We start from the raw sequence: 26,860 nt of genomic DNA on the forward strand, positions 1-26,860 counted from the left end.
GCCCGCAGGTCTGGCACCAGGAAGGTTACCGATGACCACGCCCCTCGTCGTTTCCGAAGTTTTCAAGAGCTTCACCATGCATCTGCGCGGCGGCCTCAAGCTGCCGGTCGTCGCCAATGTCTCCTTTTCCGTGGCCGGCGGCCAGTGTGTCGTTCTCGGCGGCCCGTCCGGCATCGGCAAGAGCTCGATCCTGAAGATGCTCTATGGCAATTACGCCGTCGACTGCGGCCAGATCCTGGTCGATCACAAGGGTCGCATCATCGATATCGCCAGCGCCGACCCGCGCAGCGTGCTGGAAGTCCGGCGCGATACGATCGGCTATGTCAGCCAGTTCCTGCGGACCGTGCCGCGCGTCGCCGCGATCGACGTGGTGGCCGAGCCGCTGGTGGCCCGTGGCACGCCGACGGATGCCGCGAGGGCTGCGGCCGGAGACTTGCTGGCTATGCTGAACCTTCCCAAGGAGCTGTGGCAATTGCCGCCAGCGACCTTTTCGGGCGGCGAGCAGCAGCGCGTCAACATCGCCCGCGGCTTCATCACCGACCATCGCATCCTTCTTCTGGACGAGCCGACAGCCTCGCTCGACGCCGTCAACCGCGCCGTGGTGGTCGACCTGATCCGCGCCAAGAAAAAGGCCGGCGTGGCGCTGCTCGGCATCTTCCACGACGCTGAGGTGCGCGAGGCCGTGGCCGACGATATTCTCGACGTCTCAGCATTCTCACCACGAAAGATTGCCGCATGAGCCGCAAGCTTACGCCCGAGCCGACAATCCACCCGACCGCCACCGTCAACGCATCGACGCTCGGGCGCTACACCGAGGTGGCGGAGCGCTGCCGCATCGACGAGGTGGAGTTCGGCGACTATTCCTACATCGAGCGCGATGGCTCGATCTGGTGCGCGACGATCGGCAAGTTCGTCAACATCGCCGCCAGCGTGCGTATCAACGCCACCAACCATCCGATGTGGCGGGCGACCCTGCATCATTTCACCTATCGCGCCCCCAATTACTGGGAGGATGCCGATCTCGACGAGGATTTCTTCGCCTGGCGGCGGCAGAACCGCATCAGCATCGGCCACGACGTGTGGATCGGCCATGGCGCCACGGTGCTGCCCGGCGTCACCGTCGGCAATGGTGCAGTGATCGGCGCCGGCGCCGTCGTCTCCAAGGACGTGGTGCCCTACACGATCGTCGGCGGCGTCCCGGCCAAACTCATTCGCGAGCGTTTTACAGCCGCACTCGGCGAGCAGATGGATGCCCTTTCCTGGTGGGACTGGGGTCATGACCGGCTGCATGCCGCGCTTGCCGATTTCCGCCATCTGCCGGCGGAGGACTTTGTCGCGAAATACAGCTGATTATCGTTTCTTCTCAAACGCTTATCAATTGTAATCGTCCCGACACAAAACTGACATTAGCGTTTCATGAAGGATGACTAAAGCCAGAGACGAATTTGGTCGTCTTCTAGGAATAGCGAAAATGAACTTTCAGCTGACAAACGTGACCCGGCGCTTTGGCCAGAACATGGCCGTCGACAACGTGACGATCGCTATTCCGCAAGGCCAGATGGTCGGCGTCATCGGCCGGTCGGGCGCCGGCAAGTCCACCCTGCTGCGCATGATCAACCGGTTGGCGGACCCGACGTCCGGCTCCATCCATTTCGGCGATACGGAAGTCTCGTCCCTGCGCGGTTCTGCCCTGCGCAACTGGCAGCGCGACTGTGCGATGATCTTCCAGCAGTTCAACCTGGTGCCGCGTCTCGACGTGCTGACCAATGTCCTGCTCGGCCGGCTCAACCATCGCTCGACGGTGTCGAGCATTCTCAACATGTTCACCCGAGAAGAGCGCATCATGGCGATTGCCGCGCTGGAGCGCCTCGGCATCGAACAGACGGCGCTGCAACCGGCCGGGACCCTGTCGGGCGGCCAGCAGCAGCGCGTGGCGATTGCCCGCGCCCTGATGCAGGCGCCGAAAATGGTTCTGGCTGACGAGCCGATTGCCTCGCTGGATCCCTTGAATGCCAAGATCGTCATGGACGCACTGAAGGACATCAACGAGCGCGAAGGCATCACCGTCATCACCAACCTGCACACGCTGGACACCGCCCGCGCCTATTGCGAACGCATTGTCGGCATGGCCAAGGGCCGCGTCGTCTTCGACGGCACCCCACATGAGCTGACTGCCGAAGCCGTGCAGGAGATCTACGGTTCCGACAGCCATGGCGCCGGGATCGACGAGAGCATGACCTCGACCAGCATCAACATTCCAGGCGTCAAGGCCAAGGCCGCCGCCATGCAATCCGTCGGTCATCAGTCCCTGGCAGCCGCCGAGGCCTGATTGCCCGCATCGATCGTCGCCCGCGTAAAGGGCACCCCATTATCCATGACGCATTCCGGACATCCGGGACAACAGGAGATGAACGCATGTTGAAGAAGATCCTTCTTGCCACCGCCGCCCTCGTATCGCTGGCCGGTGTGGTTCACGCCGAAGACCTCAAGGAATTCCGCATCGGCATTCTGGGCGGCGAAAACGAAGCCGACCGTCTGCGCAACTACCAGTGCATGACCGACAAGCTCAAGACCGTTCTCGGCGTCGAAAAGGTTTCGCTCTTCCCGGCCGCCGACTATGACGGCGTCATCCAGGGCCTGCTCGGCGGCACGCTCGATTACGCCGAACTCGGCGCATCGGGCTTTGCCAAGATCTATCTGGCCGATGCAAAGGCCGTCGAGCCGATCCTGACGACCGTTCAGACCGACGGTTCGATGGGCTATTACTCGATCATGGTCGCCCGCAAGGATAGCGGCATGACCAAGGTCACCGATATCAAGGGCAAGAAGCTCGGCTTCGCCGACCCGGATTCCACGTCCGGTTACCTGATCCCGACGGTCACCCTGCCGGAATCCCTCGGCGCACCGGTCAAGGGCTATGTGGCAGAAACCGGCTTTGGCGGCGGCCATGAGAACCTCGTCCTCGAAGTTCTGAAGGGCACGTTCGATGCCGGCACGACCTTCGGTTCCGGCGTTGGCGAATTCAAGGACGGCTACACATCGGGCAACCTGAAGAAGATGGTCGACAAGGGCATCCTCAACATGGACGACCTGGTCGAACTGTGGAAGTCCCCGCTGATCCCGAACGGTCCGGTCGTGGTTCGCACGTCGATGAACGAAGACATGAAGTCCAAGTTCAAGACCTTCATGATGGACCTGCCGAAGACCGATGCGGCCTGCTTCTCGGCCATCCAGGGCGGCGACTTCAAGGGCTTCACGGAAGTCAATGTCGATTTCTACAAGCCGATCATCGACGCCCGCAAGGCAACCATCGGCGGCTGATCCCAGCCTGACGACAAGCGAAACCGCCGGACGGCAGCGTCCGGCGGTTTTTTACGGCGGATATGAGATGCGCCGCAAACGGATACTTCCTGAAAAAGGACTTGGGTCATGACACTCTCGATGGCGCGGCATCCCTTGGGCGATGGGGGAATGCAGGTCGAACGGCATTGGCAGGAACTGGCGGCCAAACGGCGTCTCTATTCGGCCATCGGGATCGGACTGCTGTTGGTGGTGGTCAGCGGCTCTCTGTGGTTTGCCAACGAGACGAATTCGGGCAAGTTCTTCGATCGTATCCCGCATATCTTCGATTTCGTCGGCGATCTGGTTCCGCGCGACGGCATGGAAATCGTGCGGGCCATGTTCGATCTTCCGTCGCCCTATTACGATGGCAGCCTGCAGTACGAGTATCCGGAAGGACGCTACTACCTCACCGATAATTTCTACATTCCCGAGTATTTTTACAAAATGGCGGAGACGGTGAACATCGCCATCCTCTCGACGTTGATCGGTTTCATTTTCGGAGGCGTGCTGTCGTTCTTCGCGGCGAAGAACATGACCCGCAATCCGCTGTTGCGGGCTGCGGTTCGCCGCTTCATGGAAATCCTGCGTGCCTTTCCGGAAATCGTGCTGGCCGGCTTCTTTCTGGCCATCCTGTCGCTCGGTCCCATCCCGGCCATCATCGCCGTCTCGATCCACACGATCGGCGCGCTCGGAAAGCTCTTCTTCGAGGTTATCGAGAATGCCGACATGAAGCCCGACGAGGGGCTGAAGGCCGTTGGTGCCAGTTGGGTGGAGCGCGCATGGTTCGGCATGGTGCCGCAGGTCCTGCCCAATTTCGTGAGTTACTTCCTGCTGCGGCTGGAGATCAACGTGCGCGCCTCGACCATTATCGGCGCAGTCGGCGGCGGCGGCATCGGCGAGCAATTGCGGCTCTCCATCAGCCGCGGCCACGAGGCAAAGACGCTAGCGATCGTTCTGCTGCTGTTTGCAACCATCATCGCCGTCGATCAATTATCGGCCTGGCTGAGGCGCAAGCTGGTGGGCGATCAGGCCTTCCAGGCTGTGATGTGAGGGACCCGCTATGAAAACGCTCAGCGCCGCCGACATGGATGCCGTTGCCCACCGACACGGCCATCTGCTGCAGCCGTCCTTCTGGATGCGCTTCCGCTTCCTTCTGATTGGCGGTTCCGTCATTCTCTATTTCCTGTTCTGCTGGTGGTTCTTTGCCATCGGGCAGGTGCTGGGAACAGCCAATTGGGGAATGGCCGGCACCTATCTGGCCGATTGGGTCTCCTATGAAATCCGCCCCGATATCGAAATCGAAGCGGACGGCAGCATGCAGATCGTGTACCCGCGATTCGACCCGATTGGTCCCAATCCCAACCCGCAATGGCTTATCGCCGAACGCGCCACGATCGCGCGCACCATCGAGGTGCCGGCCGGCGGCCAGGGATCTGCGCCGAAGGCCAGCTCCTCCTTTTCCTTCATGGCGCCAAACGCAACACCCGACAGCGCAACGCAGGCCCGCACCGAGCAAAGGACCGAGGAGGTCGTGACCCGGGCAGCCGTGACGATGAACGCCGCCGACCGGATCGTGGTCATGCCGGATCGCGTCGACGTCACACGGGGTGACGACACGATTTCCATCACGGTAGGCGTTGGAAACGAGGTCAACGCCGACAAGCCGCTTCCTGTCTGGGCGGAGCAGCGTAACCCCGGCGACAAGATCGTCCTGTCTTTCGGCTTTTCTGGCTGGGCGGAAGTCCGCGACGACGTGGTGAAGATCCACAAGCGCTTCCTTGGCTGGGCCAACTTTATCTTCGACACCGATTCCCGCTTCTTCGGTAAGTCGGTCTCCGAAGTCAGCTCATTGATCTGGAGTGGAGAGCGGCTCGACCCGGCGCGGAGCAATCTGTCACTGGCCTGGAACGATATCCTCTACAATCCGTCCTGGCAGCATCTCGACGTCTGGACCAAGATGCTGCAGACCATCGTGATGGCCTTCATCGGCACACTGTTTGCCATGATCATCGCCTTTCCGCTGTCCTTCCTGGCGGCGCGCAACATTGTTCGCAATCGGCCGGTCAACCAGCTGGTCAAGCGCTTCTTCGATTTCCAGCGGTCGGTGGACATGTTCATCTGGGCGCTGTTCTTTACCCGCGCCTTCGGCCCCGGGCCACTGGCCGGCATTTCGGCGATCTTCTTCACCGATACCGGCACGCTCGGCAAGCTTTACGCCGAGGCGCTGGAGAATATCGACGACAAGCAGCGCGAAGGCGTGAAATCGGTCGGCGCTTCGCCGGTCGCGGTGCAGCGCTTCGGTGTGTTGCCGCAGGTCATGCCGCTGTTTGCCTCCCAGGCGCTCTATTTCTGGGAGTCCAACACCCGCTCGGCCACGATCATCGGCGCAGTCGGCGCCGGCGGTATCGGCCTGAAACTCTGGGAAGCGATGCGCACCCATTCGGACTGGGAAAACGTCGCCTACATGGTCGTCCTGATCCTGATCGTCGTCTTCATCTTCGACTCGATTTCCAATGCGCTGCGCTCTCGGTTGATGGGGAAAAGGCACTGATATCGGCGTTCAGCAACGCCGATCATCATCATTTTGTAACGAAGCTGCGATAGCGCAGGTCCAGCTTGCCTTTAGGCAATGAACCGGACCATTGTGGCCGCTTCGATCACCGATTCCAGGACCTTCCATTTGCGTTACGCGCTTTATTTCACGCCGCCCGAAGAGGACTCTTTGACCCAGGCGGCGGCCCGGTGGCTCGGCCGCGATGCGTTTTCCGACCATCAAATTGCCCACGATCCGGTGGACGGACTGCCGGACGGCGACTTGCAGGACCTGCTCGCCGATCCGCGGCGCTACGGGTTTCATGCGACGATCAAGGCGCCGTTCGAACTGGCGGAGGGAGCAAGCGAAGCTCATCTTCTCTCTGCATTCGAGGCCTTTTGCAGCAGGACGGAAGCCTTCGACATTCCCAAGGTCGTGGTCGGCCAATTGGGGCCGTTCTTCGCGATCATACCGGATCGGATCTATCCCGTTCTGCAAACCTTCGCCGCCTCGGTTGTGGAGGAGTTCGAGCCCTTCCGAGCGCCGCTGAGCGAGGCCGATATTGCTAGGCGCCGGCCCGAGCGGCTGAGCGACAGCCAGCGGGCCAACCTGATGCGCTGGGGCTATCACCATGTCATGGACGATTTCCGCTTCCATATGACCCTGACCGGTCCAGCTGATCCGGGTATTGCGCCCATCCTCAGCGATGTGCTGAACCAGCGCTTTGCCGATTTCGTCAACCGGCCGCTGACCGTGTCCGGCCTTGGCCTGTTCGTGGAAGAGAGCCGGGGTGCGCCCTTTACCGTCAAATCCTGGCTGCCGCTCCGCGGCGCCTGAACCAAACCGAAAGCACAAAGACCCATGTCCGCCGAAACTGTCTTTTCCAATGCCCGCATCGTCCTTGAGGACAGCATCATCTCCGGCTCGCTCGTCATCCGCGACGGGCGCATTGCCGAGATCTATGAGGGAAACAGCCAAGTCGGCGAGGATGTCGAAGGCGATTATCTGATCGCCGGGCTGGTCGAACTGCACACCGATCATCTCGAATCCCATTATTCGCCACGGCCGGGCGTGCGCTGGAACAAGACATCGGCCATTCAGGCCCATGATGCGCAGGTGGCGGCATCGGGCATCACAACTGTATTCGACTGCCTGCGCATGGGCGCCGACGAGGATGACGGCTTCAAGATGGGCGAAATGCGCGCCATGGCCGATGCCATCCAGGCGGCCGAAAAAGACGACCGGCTGCGTGCCGAGCACCTGCTGCACCTGCGCTGCGAAGTCTCGGCCGGCGACGTGCTGGAGCATTTTGCCGATTTCGAGAGCGACCCCTATGTGCGCCTCGTCTCGCTGATGGATCACGCACCCGGCCAGCGCCAGTTCCAGACCATGGACCAGTACACGCTCTATTACAAAACCAAGCGCGGCCTGTCGGACGAGGCCTTTGCCCATTTCGTCGCCCGCCGTCTGGAGGCTTCGGCGCGCAATTCCGCACAACATCGCGATGTGCTGGCCAAGATCTGTGCAGCGCGCGGCATCACCGTTGCAAGCCATGACGACGCGACGCTGGAGCATGTGGAAGAGGCCAAGGGACACGGCGTGAAGCTTGCCGAATTCCCGACAAGCCTAGACGCCGCCGATGCCTCGCACCAGGCCGGCATGAGCGTCTTGATGGGTGCCCCGAACGTCGTGCGCGGCGCGTCCCATTCCGGCAACATCGCCGCCAAGGACCTGGCGCAGCGGGGCGTGCTGGACGTTCTTTCTTCGGATTACGTTCCACTCAGCCTGCTGCATGCGCCCTTCGTGTTGGCAGAAGAGATCGACGGCATGAGCCTGCCACAGGCACTGGCCATGGTGACGTCAACCCCGGCCCGCACGGTCGGGCTAGAGGATCGCGGCCGGATTGCTGCCGGCCTTCGCGCCGACCTGGTGCGGGTGCGCCGGCATGATGGTGTGCCTGTGGTGCGCGGCGTGTGGCGGCAGGGCAGAAGGGTGGCCTGATGGAAGCGCAGGCCGATTGCAGGCGGATCGACGCAGCCGGAACGCTTGTTGCGGTGGTCGGTCCGAGCGGCGCCGGCAAGGACAGCCTGATGGCCATTGCCGCCCGGCATTTTCTCGGTGTGCCGCAGGTGCATTTCGTCCAGCGGGTGATCACTCGGCCGGCCGATGCCGGCGGCGAGGACCACGTCTGCGTCAGCGAGAGTGACTTCGAGACACAAAGGCAGGCCGGCGGCTTTGCCGTCGACTGGGATGCCCATGGCCTGCGCTACGGCATTCCCGCAGCGGTCCACGAGAAGCTGGCGCTTGGCCATGTGGTGGTCGCCAATGGCTCGCGCTCGACACTGCCGCGTTTTGCCAAGGCCTTTTCACCCTTGCTGGTGGTCAATGTGACGGCGAGCCCGGATGTGCTGGCGACCCGGCTGGAAGCGCGCGGCCGCGAGAGCCGTGAGGAGATCCTGCGCCGGCTGGCGCGCAGTTCGCTGGAAATCCGTGGCGACTACGACGTCGTGACCATCGACAATAGCGGCGCCCTGGAGGATGCGGGCCAGCAATTTATCCGAACCCTTGCAGGATTGCTGCCCGCCACCGTCGAGACTTAAGCCGGATCGCCGATCCGCTCGACATGATCGAGCAGGAAGATGGCATGCGTGAGCGCGGCCCCGGTCGCTTCCAGCATCTGCGGCAGAACAAGCCATTCCAGCGTCCAGGCGGCACCGGAGCGCTCCTGCTCATGGATCAGGGACTGATGCAGGGCCGAGAGCTGCACGGCATTAAAGTGGGCCAGCGCCACCAACACTTCAGCGCGCACCGGGTTCTGCTTGTGCGGCATGGCCGAGGAGCCGCCGCCGCCCGATAGCGTGATCGTGCCGATACCGTTCTGCGCCATCAGGGCCACGTCCTGGCCGAGTTTGCCAAGCGCCCCTGTGATGCGCGACAGGGCATTGCCGAGATCGGCGATACGGCCGCGATCGGCATGGGGAACATAGGCGGGAACGGCAAGGCCAAGCTCAGTCGCCATGCTGTGGCGAATGCTGGTGATCGCATCTCCGAATTTTTCCGAAGTTCCGACCGCACCGGCAAGACTGACGATCAGGCTGTGCGGCTTTTGTGCTGCCAGCGCGGCACCGGCGTTTGCCACGGCATCGCGCCAGACCGTAATGCGGTCTCCGGCCGTCATGGCGATCGCGGCCTGCATGCGCGAGCGACCCATCAGGGGTGCCGAGCCGAAACGCTCCAGGAGGGCGTCAAACGAATGTGCTAGGATCATTAGCCGGCTTTCGAAGCAATCGAAAACCGTCTTCAGCTTCAAAGCCAGTGCCGTATCGACAACATCCTGGCTGGTGGCGCCGAGATGCAACGCCTTGGCCGCCTCGCCGCCGACGTGCTCGCGCAACTGTTGCACGAGGCCTGGAACCGGCACGCCGTCTTTCAGCGTCGAGGCGGTCAGCCGCTCCATGTCCGGCTCGAAGGCATCGAGTGCAGCGCGGATCGTGGCAGCGTCTGCCGCCGTGATCATGCCCGCTTCGGCTTGGGCCTTCGCCAGCGCCGCCTCGAAACGCAGCAGAGCGGCGATGTCCGCCTTGCGGCCGAGCAGGGCCGCGACTTCGGCGTCACCCAACAGGGCATGGAAATAAGGCTGACCGGTCAAAGCCATGGTTCAGACGCGCTCCAGCGCGATGGCAATGCCCTGGCCAACACCGATGCACATGGTGGAGAGCGAATAGCGGCCACCGGTCAACGACAGTTCCAGCGCCGCCGTTCCGGTGATGCGGGCGCCGGACATCCCCAGCGGATGACCGAGCGCGATGGCGCCGCCGTTTTTGTTGACGCGCGGATCGTCGTCGGCAATGCCGAGCATACGCAGCGTGGCGAGGCCTTGGGATGCAAAGGCCTCGTTGAGCTCGATCACATCGAACTGATCCTGGGTCATGCCGAGGCGGGCCATCAGCTTCTGCGATGCCGGCGCCGGGCCGATGCCCATGACGCGCGGCGGCACGCCGGCCGTGGCACCGCCGAGAATGCGGGCGATCGGGGTCAGGCCGTATTTCTTCGCCGCAGCCTCCGAAGCGATGATGAGTGCGGCGGCCCCGTCATTGACGCCGGAGGCGTTGCCGGCGGTGACCGTGCCGCCTTCCTTCTTGAAGGGGGTGCCGAGCTTTGCCAGCGCTTCCATCGATGTGGCCCGCGGATGCTCATCCCTGGAGACAACGACAGGATCGCCCTTGCGCTGCGGGATCACCACGTCGGTGATCTCCTTGCCCAACCGACCGTTTTCCTGGGCGGCAGCGGCCTTGGCCTGGGAGCGCACGGCGAATGCGTCCTGATCCTCGCGGCTGACCTTGTAGTCCTCGGCGACATTCTCGCCGGTCTCCGGCATGGAATCGACGCCGTACTGCTTCTTCATCAGCGGGTTGACGAAGCGCCAGCCGATGGTGGTGTCGTGGATTTCGGCATGGCGGGAAAAGGCGGTCTCGGCCTTGGGCATCACGAACGGTGCCCGGCTCATGCTTTCGACGCCGCCGGTGATCATCAGTTCGGTCTCGCCCGCCTTGATCGAGCGGGCTGCCATGATGACGGCATCCATGCCGGAGCCGCAGAGACGATTGATGGTCGTGCCCGTGACAGCGTCCGGCAGACCGGCCAACAGCAACGACATGCGGGCGACATTGCGATTGTCCTCGCCGGCCTGGTTAGCGCAGCCGAAGATCACGTCCTCGACGGCGGCCCAGTCGACGCCTGTATTGCGGGCCATCAGGGCCTTCAACGGAATGGCGCCGAGATCGTCGGCGCGGACCGAGGACAGCGATCCGCCAAAACGGCCGATCGGGGTGCGGATATAATCGCAGATAAAAGCTTCGGTCATCGGATTTCCCTACAGTGTTGGCACCACGAGATCGACCACGGGGCCATCGGTATGCAGCGGCGCGCCGGTCATCGCCTGGAGTTCCTCCATCGACATGAGGCCAAGCTTCTCGCGCAGCACGAAACGCTTGTCGACGATATCGATGACGGCATGGCTCGTATAGATACGCGTGATACAGCCAACGCCGGTCAGCGGAAAGGTACAAGCTTCAACTAATTTCGGTTCACCCGTTTTGGTGACGTGTTCGGTGATGACGCAGACCTGCTTGGCACCATGCACCAGATCCATCGCACCGCCGACGGCCGGAACGCCCTTGGTGCCGACGCGCCAGTTGGCGAGGTCGCCGTTTTGGGCGACCTGGAGCGCGCCGAGGATGGCGACATCGAGATGGCCGCCGCGCACCATGGCAAAACTGTCGGCGTGGTGGAAGAAGGCAGCCCCCGGCTTCAGCGTCACCGCCTTCTTGCCGGCATTGATGAGGTCCCAGTCCTCTTCACCAGCGGCAGGCGCTTCACCGAAATTCAGGATGCCGTTTTCCGTGTGGAAGATCGCCTCGCGGCCCTCCGGCTGGTAACGGGCGACCATTTCCGGGAAGCCGATGCCGAGATTAACATAGGCGCCGTCCTTGATGTCCTGGGCGGCACGCCAGGCGATCTGGGCGTTGGACAGCTTGATGTCGTCGCGCGTATTGACGGTCATGCCTGGACTCCTGGGGCATAGACCACCCCGGCTCGAATGAGATCTTCTTCCTGTTTCGGATCGGCAATTTCCACGACGCCGTTCACGAAGATGCCCGGCGTGACGACGTGTTCGGGATCGATGCCGCCGGCCGGCACGAGCTTCGATACCTGGGCAATGGTGGTGGCTCCTGCCATGCACATCAGCGGATTGAAATTCCGGCCGGCCTTGTTGTAGGTCAGGTTGCCATGAACGTCGCCCAGATGCGCCTTGACGATGGCGAAATCGGCCTTCAGCCAGCGCTCCTGCACGTAAGGTCGCCCATCGAACTCGGCAATCACCTTGCCGTCGGCAAGTTCGGTGCCGTAGGCGGTGGGCGTGTAGAAGGCCGGAATGCCCGCGCCGCCGGCGCGGATGCGCTCGGCCAGCGTGCCCTGCGGCACCAGTTCCAGTTCGATTTCACCCGCCAGATAGCGGTCGGTGAACGCGCGCGGATCGGACGATTTGGGGAAGGAACAGATCATCTTCCTGACCATGCCGGCGTCGATCATGGCGGCGATGCCGATGCGGCCGTTGCCGGCATTGTTGTTGATGACCGTCAGGTTCTTCGGTCCCTTGTCGATCAGCGCGTGGATCAACTCGATCGGTGCGCCCGATCCGCCAAAGCCGCCGATCATTACGACAGCGCCATCGCCGATACCGGCGACGGCCGTGGCCGCATTTGCGATTGTCTTGTCCATGAAATTCCTCCCTTCGGCCCAGGAAACGGCCTGGCCGACGATGTCTCACCGAAAACTAGGTCAACACCGGCTCGACGGCAATCCATTTGTGCGTTATATGATTTTTGTTCGTATATCGCACATTTTTGAATAATGGAGGCAGGCGATGGTCGGAGAGCGCGACATCATGGGCGGCCTGATGAAAGGCCTGACAGTCATCGAAGCCTTCAGCGCCGACCGACCGCGGCTGTCGATTGCCGAGGCGGCGGCGGCGGCTGGTCTTGACCGCGCGACGACGCGGCGCTGCCTGCTGACGCTGTCGGAAATGGGCTATGCCGCCTATGACGGAAAGTTCTTCACACTGACGCCCCGCGTCCTGCGTCTGGGAACGGGGTGCCTGGCCGCCATGCCCTTGCCGCGCATCGTGCAACCGGTCATCGATCGGCTGTCGCTGGAGATCGGCGAGAGCACGTCCGTGTCGATCCTCGACGAAACAGAAATCGTCTATGTGGCTCGGGCGGCGCAGCGTCGCGTCATGTCGATTGCGCTTATGCCGGGGTCGCGCCTTCCCGCCTATTGCACCTCGATGGGACGTATCCTGCTGGCAGCGCTTGATCCCGCCGAGGCCAGGGCCGTGCTCGAACGCTCGGCTCTTGCCGCGCGCACCGACCGCACCGTGACGGACATCGATGCGTTAATGAGCATACTCGAGGAAACGAGAGCACAGGGCTTTGCGCTTATCGACCAGGAGGTCGAAATCGGCCTGCGCTCCCTGGCCGTACCGCTGGTGACGGTCCGCGGCCAGACCGTGGGAGCCCTCAATGTCGGCCTGGCCGCCGGCCCCGAGCCGATGTCGGCGCTGGTCGAGCGTTATCTGCCAGCCCTGCAAAGGGTGAAAGCCGAGCTTCAACAGATCCTCGTCTGATCACGGCAGTCGGGAGGCCCTAAAAAAAGATTGGCGACCGCCCTCTTCGAGCTGGCCGCCAATCCGGTTCTACCCATTAGATGTCGAAGAACACCGTCTCGTTTTCGCCCTGCAAAACGATGTCGAACGTGTAGGTATCGCCATCTCGTTTGGCGATCAGGGTCGGCACGCGCGTCTTGTGTTCGATGCGGGCAAGCACCGGGTCTTCGGCATTGGCCTGTTCCTCGTCGCCGAAATACATGCGGGTCTGAAGGCCGATATTAATGCCGCGCGCAACGATCCAGAAGGTGATGTGCGGCGCCATCAGGCGGCCGTCATTATAGGGAACACGGCCCGGCTTGATCGTCTCGAAGACGAATTCGCCGGTCGCCATGTCGCCGGGGCAGCGGCCCCAACCGAAGAAGTTCGGATCGGATATGCCGCGGGTTTCCGAGGGGCTGCTGTAAAGCCCGTCGGCATCGGCCTGCCAGATCTCGACCAGCGCATCTTTCAGCACCATGCCGGCACCGTCGATCACATGGCCGCGAATGGTGATTCTTTCACCCTTGGTCTTGTCGTTGGTCAGTGGTCCGGAGCCGAGATCCTGCTCGAAAATTCCATGGATGCCGGTGAAATTCGGCGTGCAGCCGATATGCACATAGGGTCCTGCCGTCTGGGACGGAGATTCCTTGAGGTAGCCGAGCGATTGCACCATGTCAGTTGCCTTCCTTGCGATTTTCGAACAGCGTCGAGCGGCGACCGCGCAACACGATGTCGAACTTGTAGGCGCGCATATCCATGGGAACCGTGGCATTCATATCAAGCGGCGCGATCAGCTGCTTGATGGCGTCTTCGTCGGGAATCGTCCTGACGATCGGACAAATCCAGATGAGCGGGTCGCCTTCGAAATACATCTGGGTGATCAGGCGCTGGGCAAAACCGTGGCCGAACACCGAGAAATGAATATGGGCCGGCCGCCAGTCGTTGACGCCGTTCGGCCAGGGATAGGCGCCGGGCTTGATGGTCTTGAACCAGTAATAGCCGTCCTCGTCGGTGATGGTGCGGCCGACGCCACCGAAATTGGGGTCGATGGCGGCCAGATAGGTTTCCTTCTTGTGGCGGTAACGACCGCCGGCATTGGCCTGCCAGAATTCCACCAGTGCGCCATCGACGCCACGCCCACGCTCGTCCAGGACGCGGCCGTGCACGAGGATGCGCTGGCCGATCGGGCTTTCGCCGGGCTTGGCATAGTTGGCGATCAGGTCATTGTCGAATTCGTTGAGCATGCCGTGGCCGAAGACCGGGCCGTTGATCTCGCTGCGTGTACCGTCAAGCGAAATGAGCGCGCGCTGCGGCGAGCGCAGAACGGAGGTCTTATAGCCCGGCGCATAGGCCGGCGGGTGAATGCTGCGGTCGCGCGCGAAGAACGCGCCTGTCTCCGGCATGGTATTCTTCATTGTGTCTCCTCCGCTTGGGTCTCTTCCCGATCCTTCAATGCGTCCTTGGCAATCTTGATGGCGTGATTTGCCGCCGGCACGCCGGCATAGATGGCCACATGGAGCATCGCCTCCATCAGATCCTCTTTCGTCGCGCCTGTATTGGCCGTCGCACGAACATGCATTGCGACCTCTTCGTCGTGACCGAGGGCGGCCAGGAGCGCGATGGTCACGATCGACCGCTCGCGCTTCGTCCAGTTCGGCCGCGACCAGACATGCCCCCAGGCCGCTTCGGTGATCAGGTCCTGGAACGGCTCATCAAACGGAGTCTTGGCCAATTCGGCCTGATCGACATAGGAGCCCCCCAGGACGCTGCGCCGCGTGGCCATGCCCTGATGATAACGGGATGATTTGTCCTGGGGTGCGGTCATGTCTGCTCTTTCACGCTTTCTTCAAGAAGGATTGCAGGAGGCTCGCCAACTCTTCCCGCTGCTCGACGCAGGGAATGTGGCCGCAGCCTTCGATCAGTTCGAAGCGGGCACCGGGGATCATGTCTGCCGCGGCACGCACCAGATCCGGCGGGGTCGAGCCGTCCTGGTCGCCGACGACCAGCAGGGCCGGCACCGTGACGGTCGGCAGGATGGCGGTGAAATCCGTATCGCGAATGGCCTCACAGGTGCGGATGTATCCCTCCGGCGACTGGCGCTCCATCATCAGGCGGTAGCCGCCCAATTCATCGGCGCGTTGCTCGTGGAAATCCGGCGTGAACCAGCGCTCCATGACATTGCCTGAGATGCTCGACAGGCCGCCAGCCTTGATGGCATCGATGCGGGCGTTCCAGATCTCCGGCGTGCCGATCTTCGGTGCCGTGTCGCAGAGCATCATCCTGCGGAATAGGTCGGGCCGCTTCTTCCACAGGCCCTGGACAATGATACCGCCGACCGACAGGCCGCAGAACGTGGCCTTCTTGATCTCGAGATGATCGACCAGCGCTTCCAGATCGTCGACCAGCGTATCCATACCGAAGGGGCTGTCCGCGCCGCCGGAAAGGCCATGACCGCGCGAATCGTAGAGAAGCACGGAAACGTCCTCGCCGAGTTCGTCGAAGACCGGCAGCCAGATACGGAAATCGGTTCCAAGCGAATTGGAAAAGACAATCAGGTTGCGCGCGTCGGCATCGCCGATCAGCTCATGGTGGACCGTAATGCCGTTGATGGTGGCAAATGCCATGGGGTTCTCCTCACCGTGTTGAGAAATTAAGCGATGATTTTCTATGGGTAAAATGATATTTTGGGCATTATTCATAACCATATGAGCATGAATCATGGATGCCCGGATCAAGTTTCGCCATTTGCAGACCTTTCTAGAGGTGGCACGGCAACGGAGCGTCGGCAAGGCGGCCGATGCGCTTTCGATTACCCAGCCGGCCGTGACCCGGACCATCCGGGAGCTGGAGGAAGTGCTCGACGTGGCGCTTTTCGAGAAGGACGGACGCGGCATCCGCATCACCCATTTCGGCGAGGTGTTCCTGAAACATGCCGGAGAAAGCCTTGCCGCCGTGCAGCGCGGCATGGCGTCGCTTGCCCAGGCCCGCAAGTCGGAAGGGCCGCCGGTGCGCATCGGTACGTTGCCGACGGCATCGGCCACTTTCATGCCGGACGCCGTGGCGCAATTTCTGGCCAGCGGAACGGGCAGCGCGGTGACCATCGTCTCGGGCGAAAACCGGGCGCTGCTCGATTCGCTGCGGCTGGGGGCGCTGGATCTGGTCGTTGGACGGCTTGGCGCCGCGGACCTGATGACGGGGCTGTTTTTCGAACCGCTCTATAGCGAGGAAGTGGCGATCGTCGTCGGCGCGTCCCATCCGCTTCTGGCACGCAAGAGCTTTACCCTCAACGAACTCGCCCCCTTTACGGTTCTGATGCCAACGCGCGGCTCGGTGATCCGGCCGCTCGTCGACCGGTTGCTTCTCACCAACGGCATCGCCGAATTGCCGAACACCATCGAGACCGTTTCGGACTCGTTCGGCCGGGCCTATATCGCCCGGCATGACGCCGTCTGGATCATTTCGCGCGGCATCGTGTCAAACGACATTGCCAGCGGCCGGTTTGCCGAGCTGAAGATCGACATGAGCGAAACACGCGGCGCCGTCGGTCTGACCACCCAGGCGGGCGTCGAGCCGAATGCGGCACTGTCCCTGATGAAGCAGACGATCCGCGACCATGTGAACGCCCGAGCCGGGCGGTTCTGATCGCGGCAAGGATCAATGCGCCTCGTCCCAGTTGTGCGCGGCGCGGGCATCGACCTTCAGCGGCACGCGCATGGCAATGGCCGGCATCGCGGCATGCTCCATGACATTGACCACCACCGGAAGTGTCGCCTCGATCGCCTCGTCTTCCACCTCGAAGATCAGTTCGTCATGCACCTGTAGCAGCATGCGGGCCTTCTCCGACAGGCCGGCTGCCACGAGCGCCGGTTCGATCTTGATCATGGCGCGGCGGATGATGTCGGCAGCCGAGCCCTGGATCGGCGCGTTGATGGCGGCCCGCTCGTTGAAGGCGCGCATCGACGGATTGGACGATTTGATTTCGGGGTAATGGGCGCGACGGCCGAAGATGGTTTCGACATAGCCATGCTCGCGGGCAAAGGCCTTGGTCTGCTCCATATAGTCCTTGATGCCCGGGAAGCGCTCGAAATACTTCTTGATGTATTCGCCGGCCTCAGAGCGTTCGATCGACAGCTGGTTGGCGAGCCCGAAGGCGGAGATGCCGTAGATGATGCCAAAATTGATCGCCTTGGCGCGGCGGCGAACCTCGGAGGGCATGCCCTCGACAGGAACGCCGAACATTTCGGACGCCGTCATCGCGTGGATGTCGACGCCATCGGCGAAGGCCTGGCGCAACTGTGGAATGTCGGCGACATGGGCCAGCACCCGAAGCTCGATCTGGCTATAGTCGGCCGAGAGAAGCTTGTGGCCGGGCGTCGAGATGAAAGCCGTGCGGATCTTGCGGCCTTCTGCGGTACGCACCGGAATGTTCTGCAGGTTAGGTTCGGACGAGGACAGGCGTCCTGTCGTGGTCGAGGCCAGCGAATAGGACGTATGCACCCGCTTGGTTTCGGGATGGACATAGCCGGGCAAGGCGTCGGTGTAGGTCGATTTCAGCTTGGTCAGCTGGCGCCAGTCGACGATCTTGCGCGGCAGCGGCGCACCTTCGGCGGCCAGGTCCTCCAGAACCTGGGCCGAGGTCGACCATTGGCCCGTCTTGGTCTTGGAGCCTCCCGGAAGACCCATCCTTCCGAACAGGATATCGCCCAACTGCTTGGGCGAACCGATATTGAAGCGCTCGCCGGCCAGTTCGTAGATCTCGTCCTCGAAGGCGGCCGCCTTCTGGGCGAGTTCGCCCGACAGGCGCGACAGGATCTGCCGGTCGACGGTGATGCCGCGCTCTTCCATGCGGGCGAGAACCGGCACCAGCGGCCGCTCCAGCCGCTCATAGACCGTGGTCAGGCGATTGGCGGCGAGCCTTGGCTTCAGCACCATCCACAGGCGCAGCGTGACATCGGCGTCTTCCGCCGCATAGGCCGTGGCCTTGCCGATATCGACGCGGTCGAAGGTCACAGACGACTTGCCGGAACCTGCAACGTCCTTGTAGGCGATCGGGGTGTGGCCGAGCCAGCGCTCCGACAGGCCATCCATGCCGTGATTGCCGGCACCCGCATCGAGCGCATAGGACATCAGCATAGTATCGTCGAAATTCTCGATGACGATGCCGTGGCGCTTCATCAGCAGGTAGTCGTATTTGAGATTTTGCGCGATCTTGAGGACGGATGTGTCCTCCAGAAGGTCTTTCAGCGTGGCCAGCGCCTCAGCCATCGGGATCTGGTTTTCCGCAAGCTTCAGCCCGTCGCTGAACAGGTCTTCGCCACCCGTTCGGTGGCCGAGCGGCACATAGGCGGCGCGGATCTGCGGGGAGCCGGGCTCCTTGGTATTATCGGCGATCGCCAGGGAAAAGCCGACCAGTTCGGCCTGCATCGGATCCAGCGACGTGGTTTCGGTATCGAAGGCGACGGTGCCGGTCTCGCGGGCCGCCGCGATCCAGAGCCGCAAGGTCTCGATATCGCCAATGGTCTGGTAGCCTGTCGTGTCGATCGGCTGGCCATGGAAGGCTTGCGCACGCGACTTGACCAGATCTTCCGGGGTGAAGCCGTCCGTCATGGTAGGTGTCGCGGGTGCCGAACCAGCCGAACCCGGCTCCTCGGCGCGCTCGCTCGCAGTCTCGCCGGCATCGAGGTCCGGGCCGTGGGCGGCAACGCCCCATTCGACCTTGACGAAGGCGGGCTCGATGGCGCCGGCATCGCAATCGCAGATTTCGGCCACGCGACGGGTCAGCGAGGTGAATTCCATGGCCTTCAGGAAACTGATCAGCCTCGGTCCGTCCTGCGGCTCCAGCCCTAGCGCATCGAGCGGCATGTCGATCGGCACATCGGTGCGCAGCGTTACCAGCTGTTTCGACAGGCGGGCGAGATCGGCATTGGCGACGATGCTTTCACGGCGCTTGACCTGCTTGATTTCGCCGGCACGGGCCAGCAGCGTATCGAGGTCACCATATTCTTCCAGCAACTGGGCCGCCGTTTTCGGGCCGATGCCCGGGATGCCGGGAATGTTGTCGGTGCTGTCGCCGGTCAGCGATTGCAGGTCGATCATCTTTTCCGGCGGCACGCCCCATTTCTCGATGACATCGGGGATACCGATCTGCTTGTCCTTCATGGCGTCGTACATGTGGACGTTCTGGCTTACCAGCTGCATCAGGTCCTTGTCGGACGAGATGATCGTGACATCGGCGCCGATCGCCTCGGCCGCGCGGGCGTAGGTTGCGATGATATCGTCGGCTTCGAAACCTTCCGTTTCGATGCACGGCAGATTGAAGGCACGGGTCGCCTCGCGGATCAGGCCGAACTGCGGCACCAGATCCTCCGGCGGCGCAGACCGGTTGGCCTTATAGGCATCATACAATTCCTTGCGGAAGGTCTTAGACGAATAGTCGAAAATCACCGCGAAATGGGTCGGCGTCACCCCGACATCGGTGTTGCGGGCATCGCGCAGCAGCTTCCACAGCATGTTGCAGAAGCCAGATACGGCACCGATCGGCAAGCCGTCCGATTTACGGGTCAGCGCCGGAAGGGCGTGGAAGGCCCGGAAAATGAATCCGGAGCCGTCGACGAGAAAGAGATGATCGCCTTTTTTCATGGCAGCATGGATAGCGCGAGGGATGGGCATCGTCCACAGGAACTTGCCCCGACCCACCGTTTCCAGCTCACGACAACGTTACGAATTTGTAATCCGGGCTTCCCTTGAAAAACCACATTCCGCCTCTCATCTCAATGTCACCGGCGCTTGATCACGCCGCAGTCTGAAAGCCGGCTCGTCCCCCGCCGCTTCGGGCTTGGACAAAGGCCTTATCCCCCCTCTCCGGGCCTTTGTCCCTCATTTGGAAAGCCGCCATGGCCCGCCTCCACGCCATGGCGGCTTTTTCGTGCCTGGCCGCCGCCCCAGGTCCTGAAAAAGCCGCGTCTGCCGATGCATCGCCTGCAATTCAATATTGTCGGAGGCCGCAAACAGGCCTAACCATTGGCCATGAGGTTCAACCGAACGGATTCGCCGACCTATCTCGCCAGCCAATTGGCCCGAGGCTTTTCCCGAGCCCTGCAGCTGCGGGCGGCGAAACTCGGCTTTTCAGCCGGCCAGTTTCCGATCCTTCTCGAGCTCTGGGACGAAGAAGGCCTGACCCAGACCCGGCTTCTGGAAAAGATCGACATCGAGCAGGCAACCATGGCCAATACCTTGTCCCGCATGGAGCGCGACGGGCTGATCGAGCGGCGACCGCATCCCTCCGACAAGCGCGCCCAACTGGTGTTCCTGACCGACAAGGCACGCGCCATGAAAGAGGATGCCCTGGCTGCAGCCTCGGCCGCTGACGACGAACTCTTTGCGGGCTTTCGCCGCTTCGAGAAGGAACTGATGCTCGAATATATCCGCTGGGCGATCGACAATTCCCGCAAGCTCTGAGCGGCCTGTATTTTCTCTTCACAAAATTTTCGGCGCGACCTCGCAACGGCCAATCTGTTGGTCTATCGTCCCGGCGATTTGAAATAGCCGCAAGGACAGTACCATGACCGATATCGCCGCCGTGCTCGACAGCGCCGACAAGACTCTTCCCCAAAGCCTCGACCGATTGTTCGACCTGGTGCGCATCCAGTCGATCTCGACCGACCCGGCGTTCAAGGCGGAATGCCGCAAGGCGGCCGAATGGCTGGTCAAGGAACTGACGGGCCTTGGGTTTACGGCCTCGGTGCGCGACACGCCCGGCCACCCGATGGTGGTTGCCCATCACGCCGCCGCCAAAGCCGGTGCACCGCATGTGCTGTTCTACGGCCATTACGACGTGCAGCCGGTCGATCCACTGAACCTTTGGGAAAACGATCCCTTCGAGCCGGCGATCAAGGAACTGGACGGCGGACGAAAGGTCATCACGGGTCGCGGCACCTCCGACGACAAGGGCCAGCTGCTGACCTTCGTGGAGGCCTGCCGCGCCTACAAGGCCGTGCATGGCGGCCTGCCGGTCAGCATCACCATCCTGTTCGAGGGCGAAGAGGAATCCGGCTCGCCATCGCTGAAGCCCTTCCTGGCCGCCAATGCGGACGAGTTGAAAGCCGACTACGCGCTGGTCTGCGACACCAGCATGTGGAACACGGAAACGCCGGCGATTGCTGCCGCCCTGCGCGGCCTGGTCGGCGAAGAGATCACCATTACGGCGGCCGATCGCGACCTGCATTCCGGATTGTTCGGCGGGGCTGCTGCCAATCCGATCCATATCCTGGTCGAGATCCTTGCCGGGCTCCATGACGAGACCGGCCGCATCACGCTGCCCGGCTTCTACGACGGCGTGGAAGAAACACCGGCCAATATCAAGGCCTCCTGGGAAACGCTGGGCCGCACGGCCGAAAGCTTCCTCGGCGAAGTGGGCCTGTCGATCCCGTCGGGCGAAAAGGGCCGCTCCGTGCTGGAACTGACTTGGGCCCGACCGACCGCCGAAGTGAACGGCATTACCGGCGGCTATACCGGCGAAGGCTTCAAGACGGTGATTGCCGCCCAGGCCTCGGCCAAGGTGTCGTTCCGGCTGGTCGGCGACCAGGATCCCTCCAAGATCCGCGCCAGTTTCCGGGCCTATGTGGCTTCGAAAATTCCGGCCGACTGCAAGGTCGATTTCCACGAGCATGGCGGCTCGCCGGCCATCCAGCTCTCCTATGATTCGCCGGTGCTGACCAAGGCGAAGAACGCGCTGTCCGACGAATGGCCGAAGCCGGCCGTGGTGATCGGCATGGGGGGCTCGATCCCGATCGTCGGCGATTTCCAGAAAATGCTCGGCATGGATTCGCTGCTGGTCGGCTTCGGCCTGACGGACGACCGCATCCATTCGCCCAATGAGAAATACGACCTGAATTCGTTCCACAAAGGCATTCGTTCCTGGGTCCGCATTCTCGACGCTCTGGCCGCCTCTTAAAGAGCGGCCACGGCCGGCTCAGGTCGCAATCCTTCAGGCTTTGTCGGATGATGGACCCAGAAAAGCAAAAAGGCCGGGGTGACCCGACCTTTCCAACCTCGTTTCAACGTCAATGCCAGTACATCCGTGGTCAAAGACGGAAACAAGAATTCCGATTGCTTCAGGCTTGGCCAAGTTCTCTTCATAGAGACCTTGTCGTCTGCCGTTTCATCAGGATGTACTTAAGTGTTTAACATAACGTTAATCACAAAGCACTCCCCCTGATTGCGGCATTTTGCCCTGATCTGGGCAGCGCGAACGCCGCCTCGGTTGAGTTGAAGATGGGGTAGCTGCTTGCCCGTTTCAAGAGCCAGGGGTCGGATTGCGAAAAAAGACTGTTGTCGCCTCGTCGTTCCTTGTCCTAGATTGCCGCCATGAGCCTCTTATCCGTCAAAGCCTTTTTCGCCGCCCACGCTGCCGATATCAGCGTTATCGAAACTGAAGCCAGTTCCGCGACCGTGCCTTTGGCGGCCGCTGCCCACGGTGTGGAACCCGACCAGATCGCCAAGACCATTTGTCTTCGCATCGGCGACACGGCGGTGCTGGTGGTGGCGGCCGGCACCAAGCGGCTCGACAACCGCAAATTCAAGGATCAGTTCGGCGCCAAGCCGCGCATGCTGGCGGCAGAGGAAGTTCTCGAACTGACCAGCCATCCCGTCGGCGGCGTCTGCCCGTTTGGCCTTGCCACCGCTCTGCCGGTCTATTGCGACGTCTCGCTGAAGAGCTTCGATGAGGTGGTTCCCGCGGCCGGCGCCACCAATGCCGCGGTGAGGATCGCGCCCAAGCGCATGGCGGCTCTGGTTTCGGCCACATGGGTGGACGTCTGCCAATAGGCGAAGGCTCTACGAAAAATGGCACCCCGTCGCCGGGATGCCATTGATCTCATACTGTATTTGTATTGGTTTATCGGCCGGTCAACTCAGTACCAGCGACGGCGCTGCGTTTCGGTCTGTGCGGACGATGCAAGGAAATAGCCAACCAGTCCGCCGAGCAGACCAATGGTCAAAAGCGCGGTGGAAGTCGCAGTCGGATGCTCGCGCACGATACCGGCCACGGACGCGGCTTCGTTCTTGGCATAGTTGGCCGCCTGGCCGACACGGCGCGATGCGCCATTGAGGGCGACAGACGTGCCTTCGCGAACCTGGTCGGCCACATCGTGGCCCTGCTTGGCGAGCAGGTCCTTCAGGTTGGCAATCTGGTTCTGCAGCTCTCTTACTTCTGCCTGCATAGAATTCTCAGCCATGACAGCTCCTTTCGGTTTCGTTGATCAGAGAACGGGCGAGGCGCGGAATGGTTCCGTCTCGAGGTCCCCGATGCCGGCCTCAGCGAAATGCCGGCTGGCGATGCGCGTTCATCAGGAGTTCGTGTTCGCGCGCAAAATCACCCAGCAGCTTGCGCAGCCGGCTTTCCTCTACCTTGTCGAGACGGTAACGCCGGCAAAATTCGGCAACGGCCCAGACCCGGACATTCTGCTGCGCTTCGATTTTCTGCTGTTCCACCGTCTGCATGACGCGCCTCCCGACATTTGATCTTGCATGCAAGAACGGACGGCAGACGGAAAAGTTCCGAAGGCGGGAGCGATTTGTGGGGGCAGCAATACCGGCGCAAGAAGCCTCTCACGCCCCCTTAATCTCAAGCGTTGATTTGGTCTGCACCGGATCATGTATGATGTTGCCGGGTCTTGTCGGCGAGATCTTCAAAGACATGGCGACTAACGAGAAAAGCCACCCCGCAAAACGGAATGGCTTTTTATTCGGTTGTCGCAGCTCAACGGAGGCCGAAAAAGGAAAGGACCGCAATGACGACCACTACCAGTCCAACGATGTAAATAATATTATTCATAGACGGGTTCCTTTCAATCTGAACGCTTTTAAACGCACAGCAAAGTGATTGGTTCCCCTTTCAGGCTCGCCGATCAAGCCGCAACGCGGCGTGCAGCCTTGTCGGCGGCCTTGCGATCGTCACCGAATTCCGCAAGGATCTTCTGCGCATCTTCAATTTCAATACGGTGTTTGTTCGCAAAGGATTTCACGTCTTTTGGAGCCGATACCGGCTTTTCATCTGTCATCTGTGTCTCCTGGGTTTCCGGCTGCGCGCGCATCGACACGCCTTGCCAGCCGATATCATATGGGAACCATGAGCGCGAATTACCAGTCTTAGGCGGGCACCTCCGTCTTCAGGAGGCTGCCGGATCGCATGCCGGTCGGGGTCGAGAACAAACACATCTGCAAAATATGACCCCGCCACCCCCTAAGTCGGCCGCAATCTGTTTGGCTTTCACGGCCCCAATCTTGGCCGGACGAACAAATAGATGCTCCAAGAATCGAACGTCTGTCGCTCAGTTCAGCGAGGGCGCGCTTGTGAGTGCGCAACACGTTGAAGACCATGACGAAAGGCATTCGTGGCCTTTAACCCCCCCTTAAATCGCCGCATTTAAACTTAATGTCACCGGCGGATGTTTTGGACCGGACCGCGGCCTTCACTCTGGCTTGTTTTTAGCTTCGGCACCGACCTCATTGGTCGCAGGCTGCCGCATATTGGAAGAGAGTTCGACCGCTCCACGATGGCAGGCAAAGGCAAACCAGGACAGCGGGTCGAGCCGACTTTCGAGACTTCTCGCGGGCATGGCGATCTGCGGCTGGATGCCAGCGATCGGGTCAGCGGCAACGGCGGCGGTGCCAAGCGTACCAAGGCCAAGGCCAGCCCTGCAAAACGCGGCTCTTCGAAATCACGCAAAAGACAGCGATCCGGTGGCCTGACGGGCTTGATCCGCGGCCTGTTCTACTGGTGCCTGGTCTTCGGCCTGTGGGGCGGCATCGCCGTTGCCGGCATCGTGCTCTATTATGGCGCCCGCATGCCGAGTGCCAGCAGCTGGACCATTCCGGAACGCCCGCCCAACGTCAAGATCACGGCTCTCGACGGTTCGGTTATCGCCAATCGCGGTGCCACGGGCGGCGAGGCCCTGTCATTGGAAGACATGTCGCCCTTCATTCCCGAGGCGGTGATCGCCATCGAGGACCGTCGCTTCTATTCGCATTTCGGCGTCGATCCGTTCGGACTTGCCAGGGCGGTTCTCAATAATCTGACAGGCCAGGCACTTCAGGGCGGCTCGACCTTGACCCAGCAGCTGGCGAAGAACCTGTTCCTTTCTCCTGACCGCACGCTGGAGCGCAAGGTGCAGGAGGTGCTGCTGGCGTTCTGGCTGGAGCACCGGTTCAACAAGGACCAGATCCTCGCCATGTATCTGAACCGGGTCTATTTCGGTTCGAACGCCTATGGCGTCGAGGCGGCGTCGAGGCGCTATTTCAACAAATCGGCACGTGACGTGAACCTTGGGGAAGCGGCGCTTCTCGCCGGCCTGCTGAAGGCGCCGTCGCGGCTTTCGCCGGCCCGCGATCCCGAAGCGGCCGAAGCCCGCGCTCAGGTGGTGCTCACTTCCATGCGCGATGTCGGCTTCATTTCGGACAACGATATCACCACCGCCATGTCGCAATCGCCGACGCGTGCACGCAGCTACTGGTCAGGCGCCGGGCAATATGTCGCCGACATGGTCATGGACGACCTGAAAAGCATGCTCGGTACCGTCACCGAGGACCTGGTGGTCGAGACGACCATCGACATGAAACTCGAAAAACAGGCCGAGACCGCCATTGCCGAGGCACTCGCCACCGACGGCGTCAAGCTCGACGCCTCTCAGGCAGCCCTGGTCGCCATAGACGGGACCGGCGCCATCCGCGCCCTGGTCGGCGGCGGCGACTACGCGACCAGCCAATTCAACCGCGCCGTGAAGGCAAAGCGGCAGCCGGGTTCGGCCTTCAAGCCGTTCGTCTATGCCGCAGCGCTCGAAATCGGCAACCGCCCCTCCTCGATCCGCCATGATGGACCGGTGCGGATCGGCAAGTGGACGCCGGAAAACTACGACGAGAAATATCGTGGCGACGTGACGCTTGCCTCGGCGCTCGCCCAGTCGCTCAACACCATCGCCGCCCAACTGGTCATGGAAGTGGGACCCGATCAGGTGATCAAGCTTGCCCATCGTCTCGGGATCGAATCGGAATTGCAAAGTAATGCCTCGATCGCACTCGGCACGGCGGAGGTGTCGCTGCTGGAGCTGACATCGGCTTATGCGCCCTTCATGAACGGTGGCTACAAGGCGACCTCGCATGTCATCCGGCGGGTTTCGACAGCCAAAGGCGAACTGCTTTATGAAAATGCCTATGAGAACCCGCCGCGGGTGCTCAGCGAACAGGTATCCGCCAGCATGAACCTGATGATGGAAAAGGTGATCACCGAGGGGACGGGCAAGAAGGCGCACCTGGCCGGCTGGCCGGCGGCCGGCAAGACCGGCACGACGCAATCCTTCCGCGACGCCCTGTTCGTCGGCTATACCAGTAACCTGACGACCGGCGTCTGGTTCGGCAATGACGACGGCCGCTCGATGAAAAAGGTGACCGGCGGCGGCCTGCCGGCCAAGACCTGGCAGACCTTCATGACCGCCGCCCATGCCGGCCTGAAACCGGCACCTTTGATCGGCGATACCATTCCCCCCGAACCTGCATCACCGTCGATCGGCGACATCATCACCGGCGTCTTCTCCAGCAACCAGGCCTATCCGCCGGCTCCCGAGGCGCCGGGCACTGACTACCAGCAAACGGGGTCTACGGCACCCATTCCGCCCGCCGATGTCGGCGGCCCGGCACCGCCGGCCCAAGGGCGACGCGGCACGACTTTGCTCGACATCATCATGGGCAATTGAAGCGTGTTCAGGCAACTTTTCAAACCCGTT

At 61.9% G+C, this 26,860-nt stretch carries 27 protein-coding genes; 15 read left to right on the forward strand and 12 right to left on the reverse strand.

Annotated elements, in window-relative coordinates; genetic code table 11:
• The first annotated feature begins 31 nt into the window (after positions 1-31).
• From phnL to phnN, 9 genes are all read left to right on the forward strand, one after another.
• Positions 32-739, forward strand: coding sequence for a phosphonate C-P lyase system protein PhnL (phnL, locus tag HFC70_RS12270; protein ID WP_168473551.1), 708 nt, complete (start codon positions 32-34; stop codon positions 737-739).
• Positions 736-1,350, forward strand: coding sequence for a DapH/DapD/GlmU-related protein (locus HFC70_RS12275; RefSeq protein WP_168473552.1), 615 nt, complete (start codon positions 736-738; stop codon positions 1,348-1,350). Before phnL ends, HFC70_RS12275 begins: the two co-directional genes overlap by 4 nt.
• Positions 1,351-1,471: 121 nt before the next feature.
• Positions 1,472-2,329 carry a phosphonate ABC transporter ATP-binding protein gene (gene phnC / locus HFC70_RS12280; protein WP_168473553.1) on the forward strand — a complete coding sequence of 286 codons (858 nt, stop codon included), beginning with the start codon at positions 1,472-1,474 and terminating at the stop codon, positions 2,327-2,329.
• A gap of 86 nt (positions 2,330-2,415) precedes the next feature.
• Positions 2,416-3,321 carry a phosphonate ABC transporter substrate-binding protein gene (phnD, locus tag HFC70_RS12285; protein WP_168473554.1) on the forward strand — a complete coding sequence of 302 codons (906 nt, stop codon included), beginning with the start codon at positions 2,416-2,418 and terminating at the stop codon, positions 3,319-3,321.
• Positions 3,322-3,429: 108 nt separating this feature from the next.
• Complete coding sequence (gene phnE, locus HFC70_RS12290; RefSeq protein WP_168473555.1) at positions 3,430-4,392, forward strand: phosphonate ABC transporter, permease protein PhnE; 963 nt, start codon at positions 3,430-3,432, stop codon at positions 4,390-4,392.
• Positions 4,393-4,402: 10 nt separating this feature from the next.
• Positions 4,403-5,893, forward strand: a complete 1,491-nt coding sequence (gene phnE / locus HFC70_RS12295) for a phosphonate ABC transporter, permease protein PhnE (RefSeq protein ID WP_168473556.1) — start codon at positions 4,403-4,405, stop codon at positions 5,891-5,893.
• 78 nt (positions 5,894-5,971) lie between these two features.
• A complete protein-coding gene (locus HFC70_RS12300) occupies positions 5,972-6,712 on the forward strand; it encodes a DUF1045 domain-containing protein (protein WP_168473557.1) in 741 nt (246 codons plus the stop codon).
• Positions 6,713-6,736: 24 nt separating this feature from the next.
• A complete protein-coding gene (locus HFC70_RS12305; RefSeq protein WP_168473558.1) occupies positions 6,737-7,876 on the forward strand; it encodes an alpha-D-ribose 1-methylphosphonate 5-triphosphate diphosphatase in 1,140 nt (379 codons plus the stop codon).
• Entirely contained in the window at positions 7,876-8,475 is a 600-nt protein-coding gene (gene phnN, locus HFC70_RS12310) for a phosphonate metabolism protein/1,5-bisphosphokinase (PRPP-forming) PhnN (RefSeq protein WP_168473559.1), read from the forward strand. Before HFC70_RS12305 ends, phnN begins: the two co-directional genes overlap by 1 nt.
• Here phnN and HFC70_RS12315 read toward each other — a convergent pair.
• The 4 genes from HFC70_RS12315 to HFC70_RS12330 are packed head-to-tail and all read right to left on the reverse strand — an operon-like array spanning position 8,472 to position 12,157.
• Entirely contained in the window at positions 8,472-9,530 is a 1,059-nt protein-coding gene (locus tag HFC70_RS12315; RefSeq protein ID WP_168473560.1) for a 3-carboxy-cis,cis-muconate cycloisomerase, read from the reverse strand. The genes phnN and HFC70_RS12315 overlap by 4 nt on opposite strands.
• Positions 9,531-9,533: 3 nt before the next feature.
• On the reverse strand, positions 9,534-10,739 hold the full coding sequence (gene pcaF, locus HFC70_RS12320; protein ID WP_168473561.1) for a 3-oxoadipyl-CoA thiolase: 1,206 nt from the start codon (positions 10,737-10,739) through the stop codon (positions 9,534-9,536).
• Between the two features lie 9 nt (positions 10,740-10,748).
• The gene (locus tag HFC70_RS12325) at positions 10,749-11,438 is read right to left on the reverse strand and encodes a CoA transferase subunit B (protein WP_168473562.1); all 690 of its coding nucleotides are present in this window, start codon (positions 11,436-11,438) and stop codon (positions 10,749-10,751) included.
• A complete protein-coding gene (locus HFC70_RS12330) occupies positions 11,435-12,157 on the reverse strand; it encodes a 3-oxoacid CoA-transferase subunit A (RefSeq protein WP_168473563.1) in 723 nt (240 codons plus the stop codon). The genes HFC70_RS12325 and HFC70_RS12330 overlap by 4 nt, the downstream gene beginning before the upstream one ends.
• Positions 12,158-12,302: 145 nt before the next feature.
• On the opposite strand from HFC70_RS12330, the gene HFC70_RS12335 reads away from it, so the two are divergent.
• Positions 12,303-13,061: an IclR family transcriptional regulator C-terminal domain-containing protein gene (locus HFC70_RS12335; protein ID WP_168473564.1), complete on the forward strand. Its 759-nt coding sequence runs from the start codon at positions 12,303-12,305 to the stop codon at positions 13,059-13,061.
• A gap of 76 nt (positions 13,062-13,137) precedes the next feature.
• On the opposite strand, the gene pcaG is transcribed toward HFC70_RS12335, so the two are convergent.
• From pcaG to pcaD, 4 genes are read right to left on the reverse strand one after another with little or no spacing between them, the layout of a single operon-like run.
• The gene (pcaG, locus tag HFC70_RS12340; RefSeq protein ID WP_168473565.1) at positions 13,138-13,755 is read right to left on the reverse strand and encodes a protocatechuate 3,4-dioxygenase subunit alpha; all 618 of its coding nucleotides are present in this window, start codon (positions 13,753-13,755) and stop codon (positions 13,138-13,140) included.
• 1 nt (position 13,756) lies between these two features.
• Complete coding sequence (gene pcaH, locus HFC70_RS12345; RefSeq protein WP_168473566.1) at positions 13,757-14,497, reverse strand: protocatechuate 3,4-dioxygenase subunit beta; 741 nt, start codon at positions 14,495-14,497, stop codon at positions 13,757-13,759.
• The gene (pcaC, locus tag HFC70_RS12350; RefSeq protein ID WP_168473567.1) at positions 14,494-14,907 is read right to left on the reverse strand and encodes a 4-carboxymuconolactone decarboxylase; all 414 of its coding nucleotides are present in this window, start codon (positions 14,905-14,907) and stop codon (positions 14,494-14,496) included. Before pcaC ends, pcaH begins: the two co-directional genes overlap by 4 nt.
• 10 nt (positions 14,908-14,917) lie before the next feature.
• On the reverse strand, positions 14,918-15,706 hold the full coding sequence (pcaD, locus tag HFC70_RS12355; protein ID WP_168473568.1) for a 3-oxoadipate enol-lactonase: 789 nt from the start codon (positions 15,704-15,706) through the stop codon (positions 14,918-14,920).
• A 91-nt stretch (positions 15,707-15,797) separates the two neighbouring features.
• Between pcaD and pcaQ the strand changes: the two genes are divergently transcribed.
• Positions 15,798-16,724 (forward strand): pca operon transcription factor PcaQ, encoded by a 927-nt coding sequence (gene pcaQ / locus HFC70_RS12360; protein WP_168473774.1) that lies wholly within the window; start codon positions 15,798-15,800, stop codon positions 16,722-16,724.
• Between the two features lie 12 nt (positions 16,725-16,736).
• On the opposite strand, the gene polA is transcribed toward pcaQ, so the two are convergent.
• Positions 16,737-19,721 carry a DNA polymerase I gene (polA, locus tag HFC70_RS12365; RefSeq protein ID WP_168473569.1) on the reverse strand — a complete coding sequence of 995 codons (2,985 nt, stop codon included), beginning with the start codon at positions 19,719-19,721 and terminating at the stop codon, positions 16,737-16,739.
• Positions 19,722-20,108: 387 nt separating this feature from the next.
• On the opposite strand from polA, the gene HFC70_RS12370 reads away from it, so the two are divergent.
• The 3 genes from HFC70_RS12370 (at position 20,109) to HFC70_RS12380 (ending at position 22,907) form a co-directional block, all read left to right on the forward strand.
• Complete coding sequence (locus HFC70_RS12370) at positions 20,109-20,540, forward strand: MarR family winged helix-turn-helix transcriptional regulator (RefSeq protein ID WP_168473570.1); 432 nt, start codon at positions 20,109-20,111, stop codon at positions 20,538-20,540.
• Between the two features lie 103 nt (positions 20,541-20,643).
• Entirely contained in the window at positions 20,644-22,035 is a 1,392-nt protein-coding gene (locus HFC70_RS12375; RefSeq protein ID WP_168473571.1) for a dipeptidase, read from the forward strand.
• Positions 22,036-22,448: 413 nt separating this feature from the next.
• On the forward strand, positions 22,449-22,907 hold the full coding sequence (locus HFC70_RS12380) for a YbaK/EbsC family protein (RefSeq protein WP_168473572.1): 459 nt from the start codon (positions 22,449-22,451) through the stop codon (positions 22,905-22,907).
• Between the two features lie 86 nt (positions 22,908-22,993).
• On the opposite strand, the gene HFC70_RS12385 is transcribed toward HFC70_RS12380, so the two are convergent.
• The 3 genes from HFC70_RS12385 to HFC70_RS12395 all read right to left on the reverse strand — a co-directional run bounded on the left by HFC70_RS12385 (position 22,994) and on the right by HFC70_RS12395 (position 24,142).
• A complete protein-coding gene (locus HFC70_RS12385; protein ID WP_168473573.1) occupies positions 22,994-23,317 on the reverse strand; it encodes a hypothetical protein in 324 nt (107 codons plus the stop codon).
• Positions 23,318-23,396: 79 nt separating this feature from the next.
• Positions 23,397-23,582 carry a hypothetical protein gene (locus HFC70_RS12390; RefSeq protein ID WP_168473574.1) on the reverse strand — a complete coding sequence of 62 codons (186 nt, stop codon included), beginning with the start codon at positions 23,580-23,582 and terminating at the stop codon, positions 23,397-23,399.
• 407 nt (positions 23,583-23,989) lie between these two features.
• The gene (locus HFC70_RS12395; protein WP_168473575.1) at positions 23,990-24,142 is read right to left on the reverse strand and encodes a hypothetical protein; all 153 of its coding nucleotides are present in this window, start codon (positions 24,140-24,142) and stop codon (positions 23,990-23,992) included.
• A gap of 495 nt (positions 24,143-24,637) precedes the next feature.
• Here HFC70_RS12395 and HFC70_RS12400 point away from each other — a divergent pair, with 495 nt between their 5' ends.
• The gene (locus HFC70_RS12400) at positions 24,638-26,830 is read left to right on the forward strand and encodes a transglycosylase domain-containing protein (protein ID WP_168473576.1); all 2,193 of its coding nucleotides are present in this window, start codon (positions 24,638-24,640) and stop codon (positions 26,828-26,830) included.
• Positions 26,831-26,860: the final 30 nt, after the last annotated feature.

The sequence above is a fragment of the Agrobacterium sp. a22-2 genome (assembly GCF_012276985.1).
In the GTDB taxonomy this organism is placed as follows: Bacteria; Pseudomonadota; Alphaproteobacteria; order Rhizobiales; family Rhizobiaceae; genus Allorhizobium.